Annotated in this window: 18 protein-coding genes, 1 tRNA gene and 1 pseudogene; 16 read left to right on the forward strand and 4 right to left on the reverse strand. The window is 66.1% G+C overall.

Annotation, left to right across the window (positions count from 1 at the left end; all coding sequences use genetic code 11):
- Positions 1 to 544 precede the first annotated feature (544 nt).
- A pseudogene (locus ACFTR6_RS16090) lies at positions 545 to 1,534 on the forward strand (DUF222 domain-containing protein); the annotation flags it as partial.
- 221 nt (positions 1,535 to 1,755) lie between these two features.
- Here the strand turns inward: ACFTR6_RS16090 and ACFTR6_RS16095 are convergent.
- From ACFTR6_RS16095 to ACFTR6_RS16105, 3 genes are all read right to left on the reverse strand, one after another.
- Positions 1,756 to 2,037 (reverse strand): pentapeptide repeat-containing protein, encoded by a 282-nt coding sequence (locus tag ACFTR6_RS16095; protein WP_377958658.1) that lies wholly within the window; start codon positions 2,035 to 2,037, stop codon positions 1,756 to 1,758.
- 121 nt (positions 2,038 to 2,158) lie between these two features.
- A complete protein-coding gene (locus ACFTR6_RS16100) occupies positions 2,159 to 2,872 on the reverse strand; it encodes a response regulator (RefSeq protein WP_087874134.1) in 714 nt (237 codons plus the stop codon).
- The gene (locus ACFTR6_RS16105; RefSeq protein ID WP_377958620.1) at positions 2,869 to 4,605 is read right to left on the reverse strand and encodes an ATP-binding protein; all 1,737 of its coding nucleotides are present in this window, start codon (positions 4,603 to 4,605) and stop codon (positions 2,869 to 2,871) included. The genes ACFTR6_RS16100 and ACFTR6_RS16105 overlap by 4 nt, the downstream gene beginning before the upstream one ends.
- A gap of 140 nt (positions 4,606 to 4,745) precedes the next feature.
- Here ACFTR6_RS16105 and ACFTR6_RS16110 point away from each other — a divergent pair, with 140 nt between their 5' ends.
- From ACFTR6_RS16110 to ACFTR6_RS16155, 10 genes are all read left to right on the forward strand, one after another.
- Positions 4,746 to 6,089, forward strand: coding sequence for a cation:dicarboxylate symporter family transporter (locus ACFTR6_RS16110; RefSeq protein ID WP_076798065.1), 1,344 nt, complete (start codon positions 4,746 to 4,748; stop codon positions 6,087 to 6,089).
- A 241-nt stretch (positions 6,090 to 6,330) separates the two neighbouring features.
- Complete coding sequence (locus tag ACFTR6_RS16115) at positions 6,331 to 7,230, forward strand: ParA family protein (protein ID WP_003801831.1); 900 nt, start codon at positions 6,331 to 6,333, stop codon at positions 7,228 to 7,230.
- A 5-nt stretch (positions 7,231 to 7,235) separates the two neighbouring features.
- A complete protein-coding gene (locus ACFTR6_RS16120) occupies positions 7,236 to 8,075 on the forward strand; it encodes a segregation and condensation protein A (protein WP_377958621.1) in 840 nt (279 codons plus the stop codon).
- On the forward strand, positions 8,072 to 8,701 hold the full coding sequence (locus ACFTR6_RS16125) for an SMC-Scp complex subunit ScpB (RefSeq protein WP_377958622.1): 630 nt from the start codon (positions 8,072 to 8,074) through the stop codon (positions 8,699 to 8,701). Before ACFTR6_RS16120 ends, ACFTR6_RS16125 begins: the two co-directional genes overlap by 4 nt.
- A 107-nt stretch (positions 8,702 to 8,808) precedes the next feature.
- Complete coding sequence (locus ACFTR6_RS16130) at positions 8,809 to 10,029, forward strand: pseudouridine synthase (protein WP_377958623.1); 1,221 nt, start codon at positions 8,809 to 8,811, stop codon at positions 10,027 to 10,029.
- Positions 10,030 to 10,032: 3 nt separating this feature from the next.
- Complete coding sequence (locus ACFTR6_RS16135; RefSeq protein WP_076798061.1) at positions 10,033 to 11,145, forward strand: prephenate dehydrogenase; 1,113 nt, start codon at positions 10,033 to 10,035, stop codon at positions 11,143 to 11,145.
- Complete coding sequence (gene cmk / locus ACFTR6_RS16140; protein ID WP_076798060.1) at positions 11,145 to 11,858, forward strand: (d)CMP kinase; 714 nt, start codon at positions 11,145 to 11,147, stop codon at positions 11,856 to 11,858. Before ACFTR6_RS16135 ends, cmk begins: the two co-directional genes overlap by 1 nt.
- A 76-nt stretch (positions 11,859 to 11,934) precedes the next feature.
- On the forward strand, positions 11,935 to 12,618 hold the full coding sequence (locus ACFTR6_RS16145; RefSeq protein ID WP_377958659.1) for a lysophospholipid acyltransferase family protein: 684 nt from the start codon (positions 11,935 to 11,937) through the stop codon (positions 12,616 to 12,618).
- Positions 12,619 to 12,628: 10 nt separating this feature from the next.
- On the forward strand, positions 12,629 to 14,179 hold the full coding sequence (der, locus tag ACFTR6_RS16150; protein ID WP_087874125.1) for a ribosome biogenesis GTPase Der: 1,551 nt from the start codon (positions 12,629 to 12,631) through the stop codon (positions 14,177 to 14,179).
- A gap of 138 nt (positions 14,180 to 14,317) precedes the next feature.
- Positions 14,318 to 14,394: transfer RNA gene (locus tag ACFTR6_RS16155), tRNA-Pro, on the forward strand.
- A gap of 48 nt (positions 14,395 to 14,442) precedes the next feature.
- Here the strand turns inward: ACFTR6_RS16155 and ACFTR6_RS16160 are convergent.
- Positions 14,443 to 15,315 carry an Fpg/Nei family DNA glycosylase gene (locus ACFTR6_RS16160; RefSeq protein ID WP_076798057.1) on the reverse strand — a complete coding sequence of 291 codons (873 nt, stop codon included), beginning with the start codon at positions 15,313 to 15,315 and terminating at the stop codon, positions 14,443 to 14,445.
- Positions 15,316 to 15,467: 152 nt separating this feature from the next.
- Between ACFTR6_RS16160 and gcvH the strand changes: the two genes are divergently transcribed.
- The 5 genes from gcvH to ACFTR6_RS16185 all read left to right on the forward strand — a co-directional run bounded on the left by gcvH (position 15,468) and on the right by ACFTR6_RS16185 (position 18,567).
- On the forward strand, positions 15,468 to 15,854 hold the full coding sequence (gene gcvH / locus ACFTR6_RS16165) for a glycine cleavage system protein GcvH (RefSeq protein ID WP_076798056.1): 387 nt from the start codon (positions 15,468 to 15,470) through the stop codon (positions 15,852 to 15,854).
- 146 nt (positions 15,855 to 16,000) lie between these two features.
- Complete coding sequence (locus tag ACFTR6_RS16170) at positions 16,001 to 16,477, forward strand: FHA domain-containing protein (protein ID WP_076798055.1); 477 nt, start codon at positions 16,001 to 16,003, stop codon at positions 16,475 to 16,477.
- 22 nt (positions 16,478 to 16,499) lie between these two features.
- The gene (locus ACFTR6_RS16175) at positions 16,500 to 17,216 is read left to right on the forward strand and encodes a MerR family transcriptional regulator (RefSeq protein ID WP_043418625.1); all 717 of its coding nucleotides are present in this window, start codon (positions 16,500 to 16,502) and stop codon (positions 17,214 to 17,216) included.
- Positions 17,216 to 17,719 carry a bifunctional nuclease family protein gene (locus ACFTR6_RS16180; protein WP_076798054.1) on the forward strand — a complete coding sequence of 168 codons (504 nt, stop codon included), beginning with the start codon at positions 17,216 to 17,218 and terminating at the stop codon, positions 17,717 to 17,719. Before ACFTR6_RS16175 ends, ACFTR6_RS16180 begins: the two co-directional genes overlap by 1 nt.
- 251 nt (positions 17,720 to 17,970) lie before the next feature.
- Entirely contained in the window at positions 17,971 to 18,567 is a 597-nt protein-coding gene (locus tag ACFTR6_RS16185) for a MerR family transcriptional regulator (protein WP_076798053.1), read from the forward strand.
- The last annotated feature ends 13 nt before the right edge of the window (positions 18,568 to 18,580 follow it).

The following is an 18,580-nucleotide window of genomic DNA, read 5'->3' on the forward strand; positions in this document are numbered from 1 at the left end:
CGTTCGCGCGGGCAAGAATGTCAGTGCCCCTGATCACAATGGGTCTATGGAAGGTATTGGGGGACTCTCCGCAGACCGGGCCGTAGGGCCCGGTGCCGGCGGGTTGGCTTCTGTAAGAGGGAGCGACGGCGGTGGCTGGGTCAGCGGGGTCACCTCCGATCGCGCGGGCAAGAATGTCAGTGCCCCTGATCACAATGGGTCTATGGAAGGTATTGGGGGACTCTCCGCAGACCGGGCCGTAGGGCCCGGTGCCGGCGGGTTGGCTTCTCTATCAGGGAGCGACGGCGGTGGCTGGGTCAGCGGGGTCACCTCCGATGACCTGGCTAAGAATGTCAGTGCCCCTTCTCATACTGGGGGTATGGATAACAGCGTGGCTGCTGCGGAGGCGTTGGAGGCTCTTGGGGCCTCGGCTTTGGCGCTGGCTGCCGGGCTGCGGAGGGCTGCTGACCCGGGTGCGGCAGGCGGGGATTTCCAGCCGGATCCGGTTGATCCTCTTGGGGAGCAGGCGACTGCATGCCTGGACGGCCTGAGGGTGGTGGGCGGGATGGAGGCGCGGCTTGCGGCTGTGAAGGTGCAGCTGGCCACCGGATACGTCGCGGCGGACGCGGCGATGGCGGCCCCGGGTGCAGGCGGGCAGGACCCGACGGCACGGGAGATGTCTGTGACGGCTGAGGTGGCCGGTGCCCTGAGGGTGAGTGAGCGCAGTGCCGGTGCGTTGCTGTGTGAGGCGCAGATCCTGGCCACGGAGCGGCCGTTGACTCTTGCCGCGCTGCAGGTGGGCCGTATTTCGTGGCAGCACGCGCGGATCATGTGCGATGAGACCGAAGGGCTGTCACCGGAAGCGGCCGCAGCGTTCGAAGCCCACTTCCTGGATCCTGATGCTCCGAACGCGGCGCGGGGCTGTTTTGCCGGGGAGCTGGCACCGGGCAGGTTCCGGGCGAAGGCCCGGTCTTGGCGGGAACGGCACCACCCGGACAGTATTGAAACCCGGCATTCCAGGAGCGTGAAGGACCGGCGGCTGGAGTACTACCCGGACCGGGACGGCATGGCCTGGTTCTCGGCGTTCCTGCCCGCGGACCAGGCCGCCGGGATCTGGAACCGCACCACCGCCATAGCGCGTGGTCTTCAAGGGCCGAACGAAACCCGCACCCTGAGCCAGCTCCGGGCCGATGTCTTTTCCACTTCGCTGCTCCGTCCAGCCCCGGGGATTGCCGGTGGGGCAGCTGGTTCCGGGCAAGGAGGCTCCTTGCGCGGAGGTTCCGTCCCTGCCGGCGAGATGACGGCCGGTGAGGTGCCGTCCCCGCAGGCGCAGGCGCAGGTGCTGGTCACGGTTCCGGTGTTCTCGCTGCTCGGCCAGACCGAGGAACCTGCCACACTCGACGGGTACGGGCCGATCCCCGCGTCCATGGCCCGCCGGCTCGTCGCCGACGGCGCAACGTCGTTCTTCCGGGTCCTGACCGACCCCCGCGACGGGGCGCCACTGGAGATCGGGCGCACCAGCTACCGGCTCACCAAACCCATGCGGCAATGGCTGCGCCTCCGGGACGCCAAATGCACCTTCCCCAACTGCACCAACCATTCCCTGGACAACGACGCCGACCACATCCTCGCCTGGGCCGACGGCGGCGGCACCGGCGTGGCCAACCTCGGCCAGCCCTGCCCCAAACACCACAGACTGAAACACGCCACGGCGTGGAGACCGGTCGGCGCCACCCGGCAAAACCCGCCCGGCTGGATCTCCCCATCCGGGCGCCATTACCCCGCCGAACACCAGGACTGGGAACCACCCACCTGGCCAGACAACTTTGTGCCAGACAACTTTGCGCCGGACAACTTTGACCCGGACAACTTTGCGCCCAACGACTTTGAGCAGCGCTGGTCCGACGCGCCACCCAGCCAAGACTGCCCGGAACTGCCACCAGGCCGCGCCTTGCCGGAACCACCCGACTGGTTCGGCGCGCCACCCGGCCAAGAGGTGCCGGAACCGCCCGCCTGGCTTGACTCTCCGGATCCGCCAGACGATGCCGACAACTCCACGGGGATCGAGACTCCAATGGCTCTCGACGATCTGGATCCACCCCTGCCTCAGGATCCCTGGCCTTACTGGTCCTCACCCACGGCCGCCTAGAGGTGCTCTTTCCATCGCTACCGGTAATCGTCAGGCCCGGGACCAGCGGTACTCGTTCTCCGGGCGGCCCGGGGCGCCGTACCGGGCCGTCCGCGACACCGTTCCGGCGTCGGCGAGGTACTCGAGGTAGCGGCGGGCGGTGACCCTCGACATGCCCAGCGCGGTCATGACCTCAGTGGCAGAGACGGCGCCGGGCTGTTCCTTCATAAAGTCGCGGACGGCGTCGAGCGTTGAGGGGGCCAAGCCTTTCGGCAACGGCAGCTCGGACGGGGCCCGCAGGCTGGCGAAAGCCTGGTCCACGTCACTCTGCGACGCTGCTGCTTTCGCTGACCCCGCCTGCGGTCCCGCTAGCTGGTCACGGAACTGCCGGTAACTCTCCAGCTTGTCCGCGAACGTCGCGTAAGTGAACGGCTTAATGAGGTACTGCACGACGCCGATGGAGACAGCGCTGCGCACAATCGCCAGCTCCCGAACAGCTGTGATTGCGATGATGTCCGCGAAGTGCCCGGCGGAGCGCATCCGCCGGGCGATGTCCAGGCCATGCAGGTCCGGCAGGTTCATATCGAGCAGTACCAGCTCCACCGGAGTGCCGGCGGCCGAGAACTCGGTGAGCATCCGGAGCGCCGACTGGCCGTCCGGGGCGGTTCCCGCCAGCGCGAAGCCGTTCACCCTGCCCACGTAGGCGGCATGTGCCGCAGCTGCGACGGGCTCGTCCTCGACGACGAGGACTCGGATGTCTGTCACGTATGCTCCTCCGGGAGACTCGGTGTGGCCGTACTGGGCCGGAAAGTGCTTGAGGGGAAAGTGCTGGGCGGGAAGGCGCCGTGGGGAAGTGTATCTGCGGTCAATGGGTCGGAATCGGCGCTGGCAGGAAGCACGATGTCGAAACGGGCGCCGCCAGTGCTCGCGCTGCTGATGGTCATGGTACCGGCCAGGCGCTGGACGGCCTGTTTCACCAGGGCGAGGCCAAGGCCGCGGCCGAACGCCCCTGCCTGCTTGGTGCTGAAACCGTAGCGGAACACGTCGTCCACGGCGGAGGGGTCAATGCCCTTGCCCGTATCCTGCACTGTAATTTTCAGCCCGCCACTCGACGTGTCCACCCGGAGCTCCACCCGCCTTGGCCCGGGGGCATCCGCGGCGGCGTCAATGGCGTTGTCGAGCAGGTTGCCGAGGACGGTGACGAGGTCCTGTACGGCCAGGTCTCCAGCGAGGGCAGGCCCGGCAGCCTCGACCACCAGCTCCACGCCGCGCTCATGGGCCTGGGCCGCCTTGCCCATAACCAGCGCGCTCAGCACAGGTTCCTGGACCGAACCGACCACGTCGTCCGTCAGCTGCTGGCTCAGCTCGAGGTCCTTCGTAGCGAAGTCGAGGGCCTCATCGGTCCGTCCGAGCTCCAGGAGGGAGACCATGGTGTGCAGCCGGTTGGCGTGCTCGTGGGTCTGGGCCCGGAGGGCATCGGAAAGGGTCCGCATGCTCTCCAGTTCGGTGCCCAGTGATTCGATCTCGGTGCGGTCGCGGATGGTGGCAACGGTACCGAACAACCGGCCCCGCTGCCGTTCGGCGGAGGAGCCTGGACCCACTGCCGGGCGCTGATTAACCACCAGCACGCCGTCATTGGTGAGATGGATTTCATCCTGGGCCGTCCGCCCCGACTCAAAAAGCTCCTTCAAGCTGGGAGCCAACGGCAGGTCGGCGAGCTGCGGCGTGGCTTCGTGGTCGTCCTCCGCTTCCCGCGGCTCCAGCCCCAGCAATTCTGCAGCCTGGTCGTTGTAGATGACCACCCTTCCGGCGGGATCTATCAGGACAACACCTTCCCGGACTGAGTGGAGCACTGATTCGTAGTAGGCGAAAAGCTGGGCCAGCTGCTCGGGTCCCCACCCCCTGGTCACCCGCCGCAGGTAGCGGCCAAGGAACCAGGACGCGAGCGATCCGCCCACCAGCAGCGAGCCGGATACGGCCAACAGCGCAGGCAGCCTGCCGGACAAGGCCACATCCACCGTATTGACGGTCACCCCGGCGGCCACGAGCGCGCGGACTGCACCGCGGTCGTCCTTCACCGGGGCAATCGTCCGCACCGACGGCCCCAGCGTTCCGGCGGTGATCTCGGTGAAGACGCGGCCCTGGAGGGCCTGCTCGATCGAACCGATGTAGGGGCGGCCCAGTTCCTCGCCGCGCGGGTGCGTCCACCGCGTCCGGTCCGGCGCCATGATGGTGATGAAGTCCGCCCCGGCATGGTCCATGACCTTCTGTGTATAAGGCTGCAGCTGCGCCGACGGGTTCGCCGTACCGGCGGCCTGCAGAACCAGAGGGTTGTCGGCGATGGATGTCGCCAGGACCCCCATCCGGCTGCCCGCCTCCTCGTAGGCGTGGTCCCGGGCGTCAACGAAAACGGCAGTACCCACGAAGGCCGTGAGGGTCAGCATGAACAGCAGGTTCGCCACGAACAGCCGCCTGGCAATGCTCCAGCGGTGGATCATCAACACCTCCCATGACCAATATGAACGCAACGGTGAGCCAAGTCACCCCGTGGCGAATGATGGAAGTCACAAGGGACCGACGCGCGGAGCCCAGAGATTGTGCCGAAGCGTCTTCCAGATTATCCATAAGGAGAGACAAGATGGCTTCTCAACGAGGAGAGTCGGCAGCGCCGGCTAAAGCCCAGCGTAAGGGACTCGACAAGTCCCATTACCTGTACATCGCCGTTATCGCCGCGGTCGTCCTCGGCGCTCTGGTGGGGCTGCTGTTCCCCGAGGTCGGAAAATCACTCAAGCCCCTCGGTGACGGCTTCATCAAGCTGATCAAGATGATGATCGCCCCGGTCATCTTCTGCACCATCGTGCTGGGCATCGGCTCGATCGCCAAGGCGGCCACGGTGGGTAAGGTCGGCGGTCTGGCCCTGGGCTACTTCGTCCTCATGTCCACATTCGCCCTGGCCATCGGCCTCGTGGTCGGCAACCTGATCCACCCGGGTGAGGGGCTCCAGCTGACGCCCTATGATCCCAACAAGAAGGCCTCCACGGACAGCACGGTGGACTTCCTGCTCGGCATCATCCCCGGGGACATTCCGGTGCTTCCCACGCTTCTGGCCGCTATTCTCGTAGGTTTCGCACTGCAGAGGATGGGGCCGCAGGGTGCCCCGATCCTGAAGGCCATCGGCTACGGCCAGGCACTGGTGTTCCGCATCCTGATCATGATCATGTGGCTCGCCCCGCTGGGTGCGTTCGGTGCCATCGCTGCCGTGGTTGGCGCCACCGGCTTCCAGGCAATCGTGAGCATGTTCACCCTGATGATCGCCTTCTACATCACGTGTGCGGTGTTCATCGTCGTCATCCTCGGCGGCCTGCTGCAGGTGGTCACCGGCGTGAACATCTTCAAGCTGATGAAGTACCTGGCCCGCGAGTACCTGCTGATCTTCTCGACGTCCTCCTCCGAAGCCGCCCTGCCGCGCCTCATCGCCAAGATGGAGCACCTGGGTGTCTCCAAGCCGGTAGTCGGCGTGACGGTCCCGACCGGCTACTCCTTCAACCTGGACGGCACGGCCATCTACCTGACCATGGCGTCGCTCTTCGTGGCCAACGCGATGGGAACCCCGCTGGACCTCGGCGCGCAGATCTCCCTGCTGGTCTTCATGATCATCGCCTCCAAGGGCGCAGCCGGTGTCACCGGCGCCGGCCTGGCAACGCTCGCTGCAGGCCTGCAGGCCCACAAGCCGGAACTCCTCGGCGGCGTCGGCATGATCGTGGGCATCGACCGCTTCATGTCCGAGGCCCGTGCACTGACCAACTTCACCGGCAACGCCGTCGCCACCCTGCTGATCGGCACCTGGGTCAAGGAGATCGACGGCGAACAGGTGAACCTCGTGCTGACCGGCCAGGATCCGTTCGACGAACAGACGATGGTGGCGCACCACCACGGCGTGGCGGAAACGCCAGAATCCATCGCCGCCGCCGCCAAGGCCTAAAGGGCCCGGCGCCAGCACAGACACAACGAAACCGCCCGCACAGGCCCTGCCTGTGCGGGCGGTTTCGTTGCTGCCCGGCAGTAACCTTCGACCTCAAGTACAAGGTCAAGGCTCAAACGCCATCAAAAGTCAAGGTCCATGGAATGCCGTGTCGGGCGCTGTAACCTTGGGGTGGAAGAAGCAGGGGCGCTGGCAGACAGCGGCAGAAGAAATCACCGTCATCGAAAGTGTGGATAGATACGTGAGCAGCGAACAGGGTTCAGCAACTCTGGAAGGCACGGAACTCGACCTGGAAGACGCCGTCATGGGTCCCACAGGCCGCCCCCACCGCGATTTTCCGGAGCCCGCGCCGCTGTCCTCCCATGGACCGGCCCGCGTCATAGCCATGGTCAACCAGAAGGGCGGGGTGGGTAAAACCACCTCCACCATCAACCTGGCCGCAGCACTCGCCGAATACGGCCGCCGCGTGCTCCTGGTGGACTTTGATCCCCAAGGTGCCCTGTCGGCCGGGCTCGGCGTCAACCCCCACGAACTCGACCTGACTGTCTACAACGTCCTGATGGACCGCAAGATCGACATCCGCGAGGCGATCCACCAGACAGGTGTGGAGAACGTGGACCTGCTGCCCGCCAACATCGACCTGTCCGCTGCCGAAGTGCAGCTGGTGAACGAGGTGGCCCGTGAGCAGGTGCTGGACCGGGCATTGAAGAAGGTCGAGGACGAATACGACGTCGTGCTTATCGACTGCCAGCCTTCCCTCGGCCTGCTCACCGTCAACGCGCTGACCGCAGCCCATGGTGTGATCATTCCGCTCATCTGCGAATTCTTCGCCCTGCGCGCGGTGGCCCTGCTGGTCGAAACCATCGACAAGGTCCAGGACCGCCTCAACCCGCGGCTGCAGGTGGACGGCGTACTGGCCACGATGTATGACGCCCGCACGCTGCACAGCCGTGAAGTCATCAGCCGCCTGGTTGAGGCCTTCGGGGACAAGGTCTTCGAGACCGTCATCAAGCGGTCCATCAAGTTCGCCGACGCCACCGTCGCCGCCGAACCCATCACGAGCTACGCCGGAAACCATGTGGGTGCCGACGCCTACCGCCGCCTCGCCAAGGAACTGATTTCGCGCGGCGGCGCGCCCTAGCCCGGATGACCGCAGAGCCGGCAACGCCACCCGCTGAAACCAGGCGGTCCGGCTTCGAAGTACGCCTGGCCAACTTCAGCGGCCCATTCGACCTCCTGCTGGGACTGATCTCCAAGCACCAGCTGGACATCACCGAGGTGGCGCTTGCCACTGTCACCGACGAGTTCATCCGGTACATCCGTAACCTGCAGGAACTGGGGGAGGAGTGGGCGCTCGATGAGGCCAGTGAGTTCCTCGTCATCGCGGCCACGCTCCTGGACCTGAAGGCAGCGCGCCTGCTGCCTGCAGGCGAGGTGGAGGACGACGACGACATCGCCCTCCTCGAGGCCCGGGACCTCCTCTTTGCCCGGCTCCTGCAGTACAAGGCCTTCAAACAGGTCGCGGCGCTGATGGATGCCACACTGGAACTGGAATCCCGCCGATATCCCCGGCAAGTGGCCCTCGAGGAACACTTCGCCGCCATGCTGCCGGACCTCGTCTGGAAGCACAGTCCCGCACAGTTCGCGGCGATGGCCGAGGCCGCGCTTAAGCCCAAGGCTCCGGTGCCGACCGAGGTGGGCGTCGCCCACCTGCACGGAAGCCCGGTAAGTGTGCGCGAACAGGCGGAGCTGATCGGACTGCGGCTGCAGGAGGGCCGGCCCCTGACCTTCCGCGCCCTGATCGCCGACGCCGAATCCACCCTGGTTGTGGTGGCGCGCTTCCTGGCACTGCTGGAGCTGTTCAGGGACCAGGTGGTGGCATTTGACCAGGTTGCGCCGCTCGGCGACCTCACCGTGCGCTGGACTGCGGCCGGCACCGGGTGGACAAGCGAGCACCTGAGCGAGGAATACGAGGAGCAGCAATGACGGATCCAGTAACCGGCCGGGAACGCGCCGCGCTTGAGGCGGTGCTGATGGTGCTGGACGAGCCGGCCTCCGCTGCAGACCTTGCCGCCGGACTCAACCTGACGGTGGCTGCCGTCGAGGCGCTGCTGCTGGACCTGCAGCGCGACTATGACGGCTATACTGTTAAAGCCCCGGTTATGGAAACTGGCAGCAGTGGATCTCAGCATGAGGTCACTTCCAGTCCCCGGGGTTTTGAATTGCGGAATGTCGCCGGCGGCTGGCGCATCTACTCACGGGCTGAATTCGCCGACGTCGTCGGTGCCTTCGTCCTGGAGGGGCAGACGGCCAGGCTGACCCAGGCGGCGCTTGAGACACTCGCCGTCATTGCCTATCGGCAGCCGGTGTCCCGGGCAAGGGTGTCTGCAATTCGCGGAGTCAACGTTGACTCTGTTGTGCGGACGCTGACGCAGCGCGGACTGATCGAGGATGCCGGAACGGATCCGGAATCGGGCGCTGTCCTGTACCGCACGACGTCGTACTTCCTTGAACGCATGGGAATCGGATCGGTGGCTGAGCTGCCTCAGCTTTCACCGCACCTCCCGGGGCTTGAGGGAATTGAAGAGTTTTACGACGCCGAGAGAATGTAGGCGGGCACGCCTGCGGAGCAGTTTTTACCAGGGCAGATTTATTCTGCACGGCTGGCTAGTGTTGTCTTTGGACAACCTTTGCCGGCCAAAATCACAGAGGACGGGTCATGACACAGGCGGGACGCCAGGGTTCACCACGTAACAGCTCCGGACGCAAAGGTCCGGACCGCAACGCCGCGCGCGGCGCAGCACAGGGCCGCAGTGCGGGCGCCGGGAAGCGCGACTTCCCCAAGGGCGGCGACCGTCCCTTCGGCGACCGCACATACAAGGCCAAGCCCCGCGAGGAGCGCTTCATCGATCCCGACGAGGCCCCTGCCGGCCGCCGGCCTGCAGGCGACTGGAAGCCGGGCGCCAAAGCACCCGCGCCCAGGGCAGGTGCCGCCAAGGCCGGCGCACGCAAGGCGGCCGCTGCCCGGAAGCCGGGCGCCAACAAGGCGCCCGGGACCCCCGGCGCGCTGAAGCCCAAATCCGCCGCCCCGAAGACCGCGGGTTCACGCGCCTTCGGAAGCGAACGCTTCGGCCAGAACCTGGGACCGGTCCGCAGGCCCTCGCGCGGCCGTGGGCCCCGCACCGACGTGCCCCAGTCTGAATTCCACGACGCCGACGGCGTCCGCCTGCAGAAGATCATGGCCTCCGCCGGCGTCGCCTCGCGCCGCGTCTGCGAAGAGATGATCGCCGAGGGCCGCGTCGAGGTCGACGGCAAGGTCGTGACCGAACTCGGCGTCCGCGTCGATCCCAAGACCGCCGTCATCCACGTGGACGGCCTGCGCATCCAGCTCGATGACACGCTGGTGTACATGGTGTTCAACAAGCCCAAGGGCGTGGTGTCCACCATGGAGGATCCCGAAGGCCGTCCCTGCATCAGCGACTACATCCGCAACAACCAGGGTGAACGGCTCTTCCATGTCGGCCGCCTGGACGTCGCCACCGAGGGCCTGCTGTTGCTGACCAACGACGGCGAGCTTGCCAACCGGCTGACGCACCCGTCCTACGAGGTCCCCAAGACCTACCTGGTCCAGGTCCGCGGGCCGTTCCCGCAGGGCATCGGCGCGCAGCTCAAGGAAGGCATCGAACTTGAGGACGGCTTCGCCTCCGTCGACTCCTTCCGGCTGGTCGACTCGACCCCGGGCCACGTGCTGATCGAAGTGGTGCTGCACTCCGGCAAGAACCGCATTGTCCGCCGCCTGTTCGACGCCGTCGGTTTCCCGGTGCAGCGCCTGGTGCGCGTCAAGGTCGGCCCCATCGGCCTCGGCGACCAGCGCCAGGGAAGCATCCGCAACCTGGGCAAGCAGGAAGTCGGCCACCTGCTGGCATCCGTGGGGCTGTAAGGAATGTCGGCATTCCGTACGCACGGCCGCGGACACCTGAATGGGCCGGTCGTCGTCATTGGCACGGGCCTGCTCGGGACCAGCATCGGCCTCGGCCTGCGCGGCCGCGGCGTCGCCGTCTACCTGTCCGACCCGTCGCCCACCAACCAGGCAGTCGCCGTCGACATCGGCGCCGGCCTGCCGCTGGCAGCCCTCGGCGAAGACGAGAGCCCGGAACTCGTTGTTGTCGCATCGCCGCCGGATGTCACGGCGGATGTTGTGGAACGTGCGCTGGCTGACTATCCGGACGCCACCGTCGTCGACATCGCCAGCGTCAAGGCGGCGATCCTGCGCGACCTGCGCAGCCGCGGCGCGGACCTCAGCCGTTACGTGGGCACCCATCCCATGGCCGGACGCGAGAAATCCGGCCCGGTGGCCGCCCGCGGTGAGCTTTTCACCTCCATGCCGTGGGTGGTATGCCCCACAGAGGAGTCCTCGGCCGGAGCGGTCCAGGCCGCGCGTGCGCTGGCCACCGACCTCGGTGCCTTCGTTTCCCAGTTCACCGCCGACGAACATGACGGGGCCGTGGCCCTGGTCTCCCACCTGCCGCAGGTGATGTCCTCGCTGCTGGCCAGCCGGCTGCAGGACACTCCGATGCACGCCCTCTCCCTCGCGGGGAACGGGCTCCGCGACACCACCCGCATCGCGGCCAGCGACCCCACGCTGTGGGTCCAGATCCTGGGAGCGAATGCCGGCAAGGTGGTGCAGATCCTTTACGGCGTGCGCGAGGACCTCAACCGGCTGATCGGAACGCTGGAAGACCCGGCGGCCGCCGGAGCCCGTCTTGACCTGGCCCAGCTGATGAGTGAAGGCAATGCCGGGCAGGCCCGGATTCCGGGCAAGCATGGCGGACCGCCGCAGGCGTATTCCTGGCTCACCGTGCTGGTTGATGACCGGCCCGGCCAGATCGCCAGGCTGCTGACAGAGATCGGTGAGATCGGCGTTAACCTCGAAGACCTCCGTCTGGACCACTCGTCCGGGCAGAATGTGGGCATGGTGGAGATCTCCGTGCTGCCCAGCGCGCATGACCTCCTTGTAGAAGCACTAAGCGACCGTGGATGGCGGGTACTTCAGTAATGACACAAGAACTCCTTGACACTTTGCCTGCCCTCCGGCTGGGCCGTCCGCTGGTGGTGGCCATCGACGGGCCGTCCGGCTCGGGCAAGTCCAGCGTCAGCAAGGAAGTGGCGCGCCGCCTCAGCCTTGCCTACCTGGACACCGGTGCCATGTACCGTGCCCTCACCTGGTACTGCCTCGACCGCGGAACGGACCTCACCGATGCCTCGGCCGTGGAACTCGCCGCCGAGGAACTGCCACTGGACATCAGCACCAGCCCGCACACCGAGTTCGTGCGCGTCGACGGCGCCGACGTCACCGATGCCATCCGGGAGCCGGCCATCTCCTCAGCGGTCAGCGCCGTCGCCACCACGCTCGGCGCCCGCACCGAACTCATCCGCCGCCAGCGTGCCCTGATCGAACAGCACAACCGCCGCATGGTGGTGGAGGGCCGGGACATCACCACCGTCGTCGCGCCTGCTGCCCAGGTGCGCATGCTACTCACGGCCAGCGAGGAGGCGCGGCTCCGCCGCCGCGGGATCCAGCTCGGCGGAACCCAAAGCGCCGAGCAGCTGGCCGCCCAGGTGACCCAGCGGGACGCGAAAGACTCGACCGTGGTGAACTTCACCCAGGCGGCGGACGGCGTGGTGACGTTGGATTCCTCGGAACTGGATTTCGAGGAAACCGTGGCCGCCGCGCTGCGCATCGTCACCAAGGTCATCAACCATGAGTGATCCCGCCGGGACGCCAGGGAGCGGGAAGCCGGCCGCCAGGGAAACGTCCGCGGCCAAAACACCTGCGCCGTGGACCATGGCGTGGAGCCGGCCGGTCGGCCGGTTCCTGAACAACGTCGTCTACCGCACGGCCGTCACCGGGCAATCCAACGTTCCCGCCGCGGGGCCAGTCATCTTCGCAGGAAACCACATCAGCTTCCTCGACGGTCCCGTCATGTTCGGTGCCGCGCCCCGCCCCATGCACATCCTCGTCAAGAAGGAGATGTTCAAAGGTTTCCTCGGCCGCGTGCTGACGGCGTCGGGCCAGCTTCCGGTTGACCGCAGGGGCGACCGGTCCGTCCTCCAGCTCAGCAAGGACGTGCTCGACGCCGGCCGCTGCATCGGCATCCTGCCCGAGGGAACCCGGGGGAGCGGCACCGCGGCCGGCATCAGTAACGGGGTGGCATGGCTGGCCCTGAATTCCGACGCCGTCGTTGTGCCGGTGGCCATCCTCGGTACCCGGCAGGGCGGCGAACACCTGGACAGCATCCCGAAACCCGGCCGCAGGCTGCACGTCAGCTTCGGAAAGCCCCTCACGCTCGGCCGGAATCCGGATGAAACCGGCCGTGCTTCAATGGACAGGGCGGCGACGGAAATCCGCGACACCCTGGCCGCGCATGTCCGGAACACTGTCCGGCTCAGCGGGCTGACACTGCCCGCAGCGGACCAACCGCACCAACGTTCCACCGCAGCAGCCGGACAGCCGGCAGACCACCACTAAGGAAAGTGCAATGAGCGATACGACTCAAACTTCCGGCCACTCCGGCGCCGGCGAAGACGAATACACGCCCACCGGCACAGACCAGGTGGCTGAACATCTGGCGGCCATGGACGACGACGAGGCGGAACTCCGCGCCGCTTCCCTCCGCGCCGGCCTGGAAGACTACGAACTCGACGAGGAAGACGCCGCGCTCCTCAGCGGCCTGCACGACGAGGACGAGCTTGAGGGCCCGCTGAAGCTGGACCCCGTGCTGGCCATCATCGGCCGCCCGAACGTCGGCAAGTCCACCCTTGTCAACCGCATCCTCGGCCGCCGCGAGGCCGTGGTGGAGGACACGCCCGGCGTAACCCGTGACCGCGTGATGTACTCGGCAGACTGGAACGGCCGGAACTTCACAGTGGTGGACACCGGCGGCTGGGAGCACGATGCCCGCGGCATCCATGCCAGGGTGGCGGAGCAGGCCGAAATGGCTGTGGAACTGGCCGATGCCGTGCTGTTCGTCGTCGATTCGGCCGTGGGGGCAACCGCCACCGACGAGGCCGTCATGAAGATGCTTCGGCGGAGCAAGAAGCCCGTCATCCTCGTCGCCAACAAGGTGGACGACTTTGCGCAGGAGGCCGACTCCGCAGTCCTGTGGGGCCTGGGCTTCGGTGAGCCGTACCCCGTCTCCGCGCTGCACGGCCGGGGCGTCGCGGACCTGCTGGACCACGTCATGGACACGCTCCCGGAGTTTTCCACGGTCGAGGGCGTCGAGCGCTCCGGCGGGCCCCGGCGGATCGCCCTGATCGGGCGCCCCAACGTCGGCAAGTCCTCCCTGCTGAACAAGCTGGCCGGTTCCGAGCGCGTGGTGGTGGACAACACCGCCGGCACCACCCGGGACCCCGTTGACGAATTCATCGAACTCGGCGGCAAAACCTGGCGCTTCGTGGACACTGCCGGCATTCGCCGGCGTCAGCACATGGCCCAGGGCGCCGACTTCTATGCCTCCCTCCGCACCCAAAGCGCGCTGGAAAAGGCGGAGGTCGCCGTCGTTCTGCTGGCTGTTGATGAGGTGCTGAGCGAGCAGGACGTCCGTATCCTGCAGCTGGCCATCGAATCGGGCCGTGCCCTGGTGCTCGCGTTCAACAAGTGGGACCTGCTGGACGACGAACGCCGCCGGTACCTGGAACGCGAAATCGAGCAGGACCTGGCGCACGTGGAGTGGGCGCCGCGGGTCAACATCTCCGCCAAGACCGGCTGGCACAAGGACCGCCTGGTGCCTGCCCTCGAGCTGGCGTTGGAAAACTGGGACCGGCGCATTCCCACCGGACGGCTCAACGCCTTCCTGGGCGAGCTGGTGGCCGCACACCCGCACCCTGTCCGGGGCGGCAAGCAGCCCCGCATCCTCTTCGGCACGCAGGCATCCAGCCGGCCGCCGAAGTTCGTCCTGTTCACTACAGGATTCCTGGACCCGGGCTACCGCCGCTTCATCACCCGCCGTCTGCGGGAAACCTTCGGCTTCGAGGGAACACCCATTGAAGTCAGCATGCGCGTGCGTGAAAAGCGCGGCAAGAAGCGTTAATTAGGACACACCGGGCAGCGAATGCCGGAAATTGTCATTGACACCCTCCGGAATCGTGTAAGCTCTTCTAGGTGGTTCGGCCGGACTGCTTAGATGAAATTCTTCGGAAAATCATCTGGCGGAGAACGGCGGAACTGACGGGCTGTAGCGCAGCTTGGTAGCGCACTTGACTGGGGGTCAAGGGGTCGCAGGTTCAAATCCTGTCAGCCCGACCACAACAAAACCCCGCCAACCCATACAGGGTTGGCGGGGTTTTTTGTTGCCTACTTGAGGAAGCGCGATGTCCTGCGGTCGGCCAGGATTTTGCCGTTGGTCTGGCAGGTCGGGCAGTACTGCAGTGCGGTATCCGCGAAGGACACCTCCCGGACGGTGTCTCCGCATACGGGGCAGGGCTGGCCGGCGCGGCCATGCACGTTCATGCCGCTCCGTTTCGCATCCTTGAGGTCGGCGGGCGCCTTTCCTTGGGCCTGCGCCACTGCGGCTCCCAGAACGGTGTGGATGGCGTCGAACAGAGCCCCGACTTTCGCGGGCTCCAGGGAATTGGCCATGGCAAACGGCGAGATTTTGGCTGCGTGCAGGATTTCGTCGCTGTATGCGTTGCCGATCCCGGCAATGACACTCTGGCTCCGCAGTACGCCTTTGATCTGGTGCGGGTGCCCGGCGAGGATCTCGGCGAACATCTCCCGGGTGAACGCGGCGGCCAGCGGATCGGGTCCGAGCTCGGCGATGCCGGGGACAGCTTCTGGTTTCGGCACCACGTAGATTGCCAGGCCCTTCTTGGTCCCGGCTTCGGTCAGGTCGATGCCAATCTTCCCGCCGTCCGCCCCGGCAAAGTGCAGGCGGGCGGCGATAGGGCCCTTGCCCGGCCGCAGCGGATCGGGTGAAGGGTTCTCAGTGAAACGGACCCAGCCCGCCCTGGCGAGGTGGAAGACGAAATACAGGCCGCCGGCGTCGATGCTGACGAACTTACCGAACCGCTCCACTCCGGAGATGGCCCGGCCCGCCAGCGCCGTGTACGGAGGATCGGCCGTCTTAAGCACAGCCACGGACAGGACCTGCAGCTTCTCCAGCACCGCACCGCGCAGCCGCGTGTCGAGGAACGTGCTGAGTGCGGCAACCTCGGGTAGTTCCGGCATGGCACCACTTTGCCACAGGGGCTGCCGGTGTGGGCGGTTAGGCGGGCATAATGGCACATCCGGCAGCCAGGGAGTTGTGCATATACTTTCAACCGGTGGCTGTTCCCTTCGCCTCCGTTGACATTGGTGATCGACCCGATGAAAGGCCCCTGATGAGCAACATTCCATCTGATCTGTCCTACACCGCCGAACACGAATGGGTGTCCGCACCGAATGCCGATGGTGTGGTCCGCGTGGGGATCACCGACTTCGCCCAGGACGCCCTCGGGGACGTCGTCTACGCCCAGATGCCTGAAGTCGGCACCACTGTCAAGGCAAACGACGTCGTGGGTGAGGTTGAATCCACCAAGAGCGTCAGCGACATTTACGCTCCGGTGTCCGGGGAAATCGTGGCCCGGAACGAGGCACTCGACTCCGATTCGGCGCTGATCAACTCGGATCCGTACGGCGACGGCTGGCTGATTGAAGTCAAGCTCGCCGAAGCTGACGCGGTGGATTCCCTGCTCAGTGCATCGGAGTACGAACAACAGGTAGGCTAAAGCTAACCGGTCCCGTTGCCCGGCCGCGGAGTCCAGAAATGGAATCCAACGGCCGGACGGCGGGCGGCAAACCGGAGCTGCCAGGCAGTTTCGGACGGGTACGCGTTGATTGCAGGGGGACATCTGCAACGAAGGAGGAGGAATCCATGGTTGGCGGCAAACAGAACCACACCAACGGCGATTACGGCACAGGTGCGGGCAGGGCCTCGGAAACCACCTCGATTAACCTCACTCCGGTCCATGAAGAGCCCACGATCGTACCCAAGCTCTCCCCGGAGGAGCGCTCTGCTGTTGAGGCGCTGCCCTCCGGCTCCGCCCTGCTCGTGGCCCACAGCGGGCCAAACTCGGGTGCCCGTTTCCTTCTTGACTCCGATGTCACCACGGCCGGGCGGCACCCGGATGCTGACATTTTCCTCGACGACGTGACGGTCTCCCGCCGCCACGTCGAGTTCCGGCGCACCGCCAGGAGCTTCGAGGTGGTGGACACCGGAAGCCTGAACGGCACCTACGTGAACCATGACCGCGTGGACAGCGTGGAACTGAGGTCAGGAAACGAAGTCCAGATTGGCAAGTTCCGCCTCACCTTCTACCTGAGCCCTGCCCGCGCAGCAGGACGCGTCTGATTCGGAGCGGCTGCCTGTGGCAATGGCACAACCGGAGCGCCGGGGACCGCTGGTCCTGAACATCGGGGAAGTGCTCGCTCAGTTGAGCGATGACTTTCCGAGCATGACGGCGTCGAAAATCAGGTTCCTGGAGGAAAAGGGGCTTATCAATCCCCGGCGCACGCCCGCGGGTTACCGTCAGTACTCGGACAGCGACGTCGAACGGCTGCGCTTTGTCCTGTCGCTGCAGCGCGACCAGTATCTGCCGCTCAAAGTCATCAAGGATTACCTTGACGCCATCGACAGGGGCGAGCGGCCCGAGAACCTTCCGCCCGGGGTTACCGTTTCCCCGCGGATCGTCTCGGATGAGCTCGCCGCCGAGCTGCAGAACAAGGCGCGCAGGCTCAGCGAGGAGCAGCTGCGCGCGGAGTCCGGCGCCAGCGTGCCGCTCCTGCAGTCCCTGCTCAGCTTCGGCCTCATCGGACACACCGACGGCAAGTTCGACGAGCACGCGCTCCAAGTGGCCCGCGCCTGCGTCCAGCTGGAGAGCCATGGCTTGGAGCCACGGCACCTTCGCCCCTTCCAGGCGGCCGCTGAGCGCGAGTTCGGACTCGTGGAACGCGCCGTGGCCACACTGACCTCGCGCAGGGATGCTGCGTCTCAGGCCCGTGCGGCTGAGGCCGCCCGGGAAATCAGCGACCTGTGCCTTACCCTGCACCGGGCCCTTGTCCAGGACCGTATCTCGCGGATGGAAATCTGATGATCGAAGTCGAGATTGTGGGCGTCCGCATCGAACTGCCCTCCAACCAGCCACTGGTTCTGCTCCGCGAGATGCACGGGGAACGGCACGTTCCCATCTGGATCGGAACGCCGGAGGCCAGTGCCATCGCACTTGCCCAGCAGGGCGTGGTGCCGCCGCGGCCCATGACCCACGACCTCCTGGTGGACGTCGTGGAGACGCTGGGCCATTCCGTCGTCAGCGTTAACATCGTCGCCGTGGAGGACAACATCTTCTATGGCCAGCTGCAGTTCGACAACGGGGCCACGGTGAGCTCCCGGGCATCCGACGCCCTGGCCATCGCACTGCGCGCCAAGTGCCGGATCTGGTGCGCCGACTCTGTCATGGACGAGGCGGGCGTGCGCATCACCGAGCACGACGAGGGGGAGGACACAGAGCCCGGCCCCACCGTGGAGGAAGAGCGTGAGCTGCGCCGGTTCCGGGAGTTCCTGGACGACGTCGAACCCGAGGATTTCGACGGCTAAGGTCACGTTAAGGTTAAAGTTAAGCCTGAAACTTTCGACACGCCCCGCGAATCATGCGAACGTCTTTGACCTTGGGCCGTGGCAGGCCTAACGTCGGAGGTACAAGTTCCCATTGCATACGACAGCGGCGCAAGTCACACTGGAAAGTGCTACTCCGGCCGAATTACAAGCATGAATTTCTTCCGGACTTCATGCCCGTAGCAGCTGTTGCGGCAACTTCCCCAGGGGAACTCATGACAAGGAGGATCCACGTGAGTCCGAAAGGCGAAGCAGGCGAGCTGAAGCAACCCTCGACGGCCGGCGTTGCCGTGCCCGCAAGCGGTGCCCAAGGCCTTCTCTTCACTGAGGATCTCCCCGTCCTGGACGAGGACGCCGGCTACCGCGGGCCCACGGCCTGCAAGGCCGCCGGCATCACGTACCGGCAGCTCGACTACTGGGCCCGCACGGGCCTCGTGGAGCCTGCAGTCCGCGGCGCAGCAGGCTCCGGCTCCCAGCGGCTCTACGGTTTCCGGGACATCCTGGTTCTTAAGGTGGTCAAGCGGCTGCTGGACACCGGCGTATCGCTGCAGCAAATCCGCAGCGCCGTCGAGCACCTGCGGGAACGCGGCGTCGAGGACCTGGCCCAGATCACCCTCATGAGCGACGGCGCCAGCGTCTACGAATGTACCTCCGCGGATGAGGTCATTGACCTCGTGCAGGGCGGCCAGGGCGTGTTCGGCATCGCTGTGGGCCGCGTGTGGCGGGAGGTTGAGGGCAGCCTCGCCTCGCTGCCCAGCGAGCACGCCGGCGAACAGTCGTTCCCCGACGACGAACTCAGCAAGCGTCGCGCAGCCCGCAAGATTGGCTAGCAGACTCAAAACA

This window comes from Arthrobacter sp. NPDC057009 (genome assembly GCF_042673905.1).
Lineage (GTDB): Bacteria > Actinomycetota > Actinomycetes > Actinomycetales > Micrococcaceae > Arthrobacter.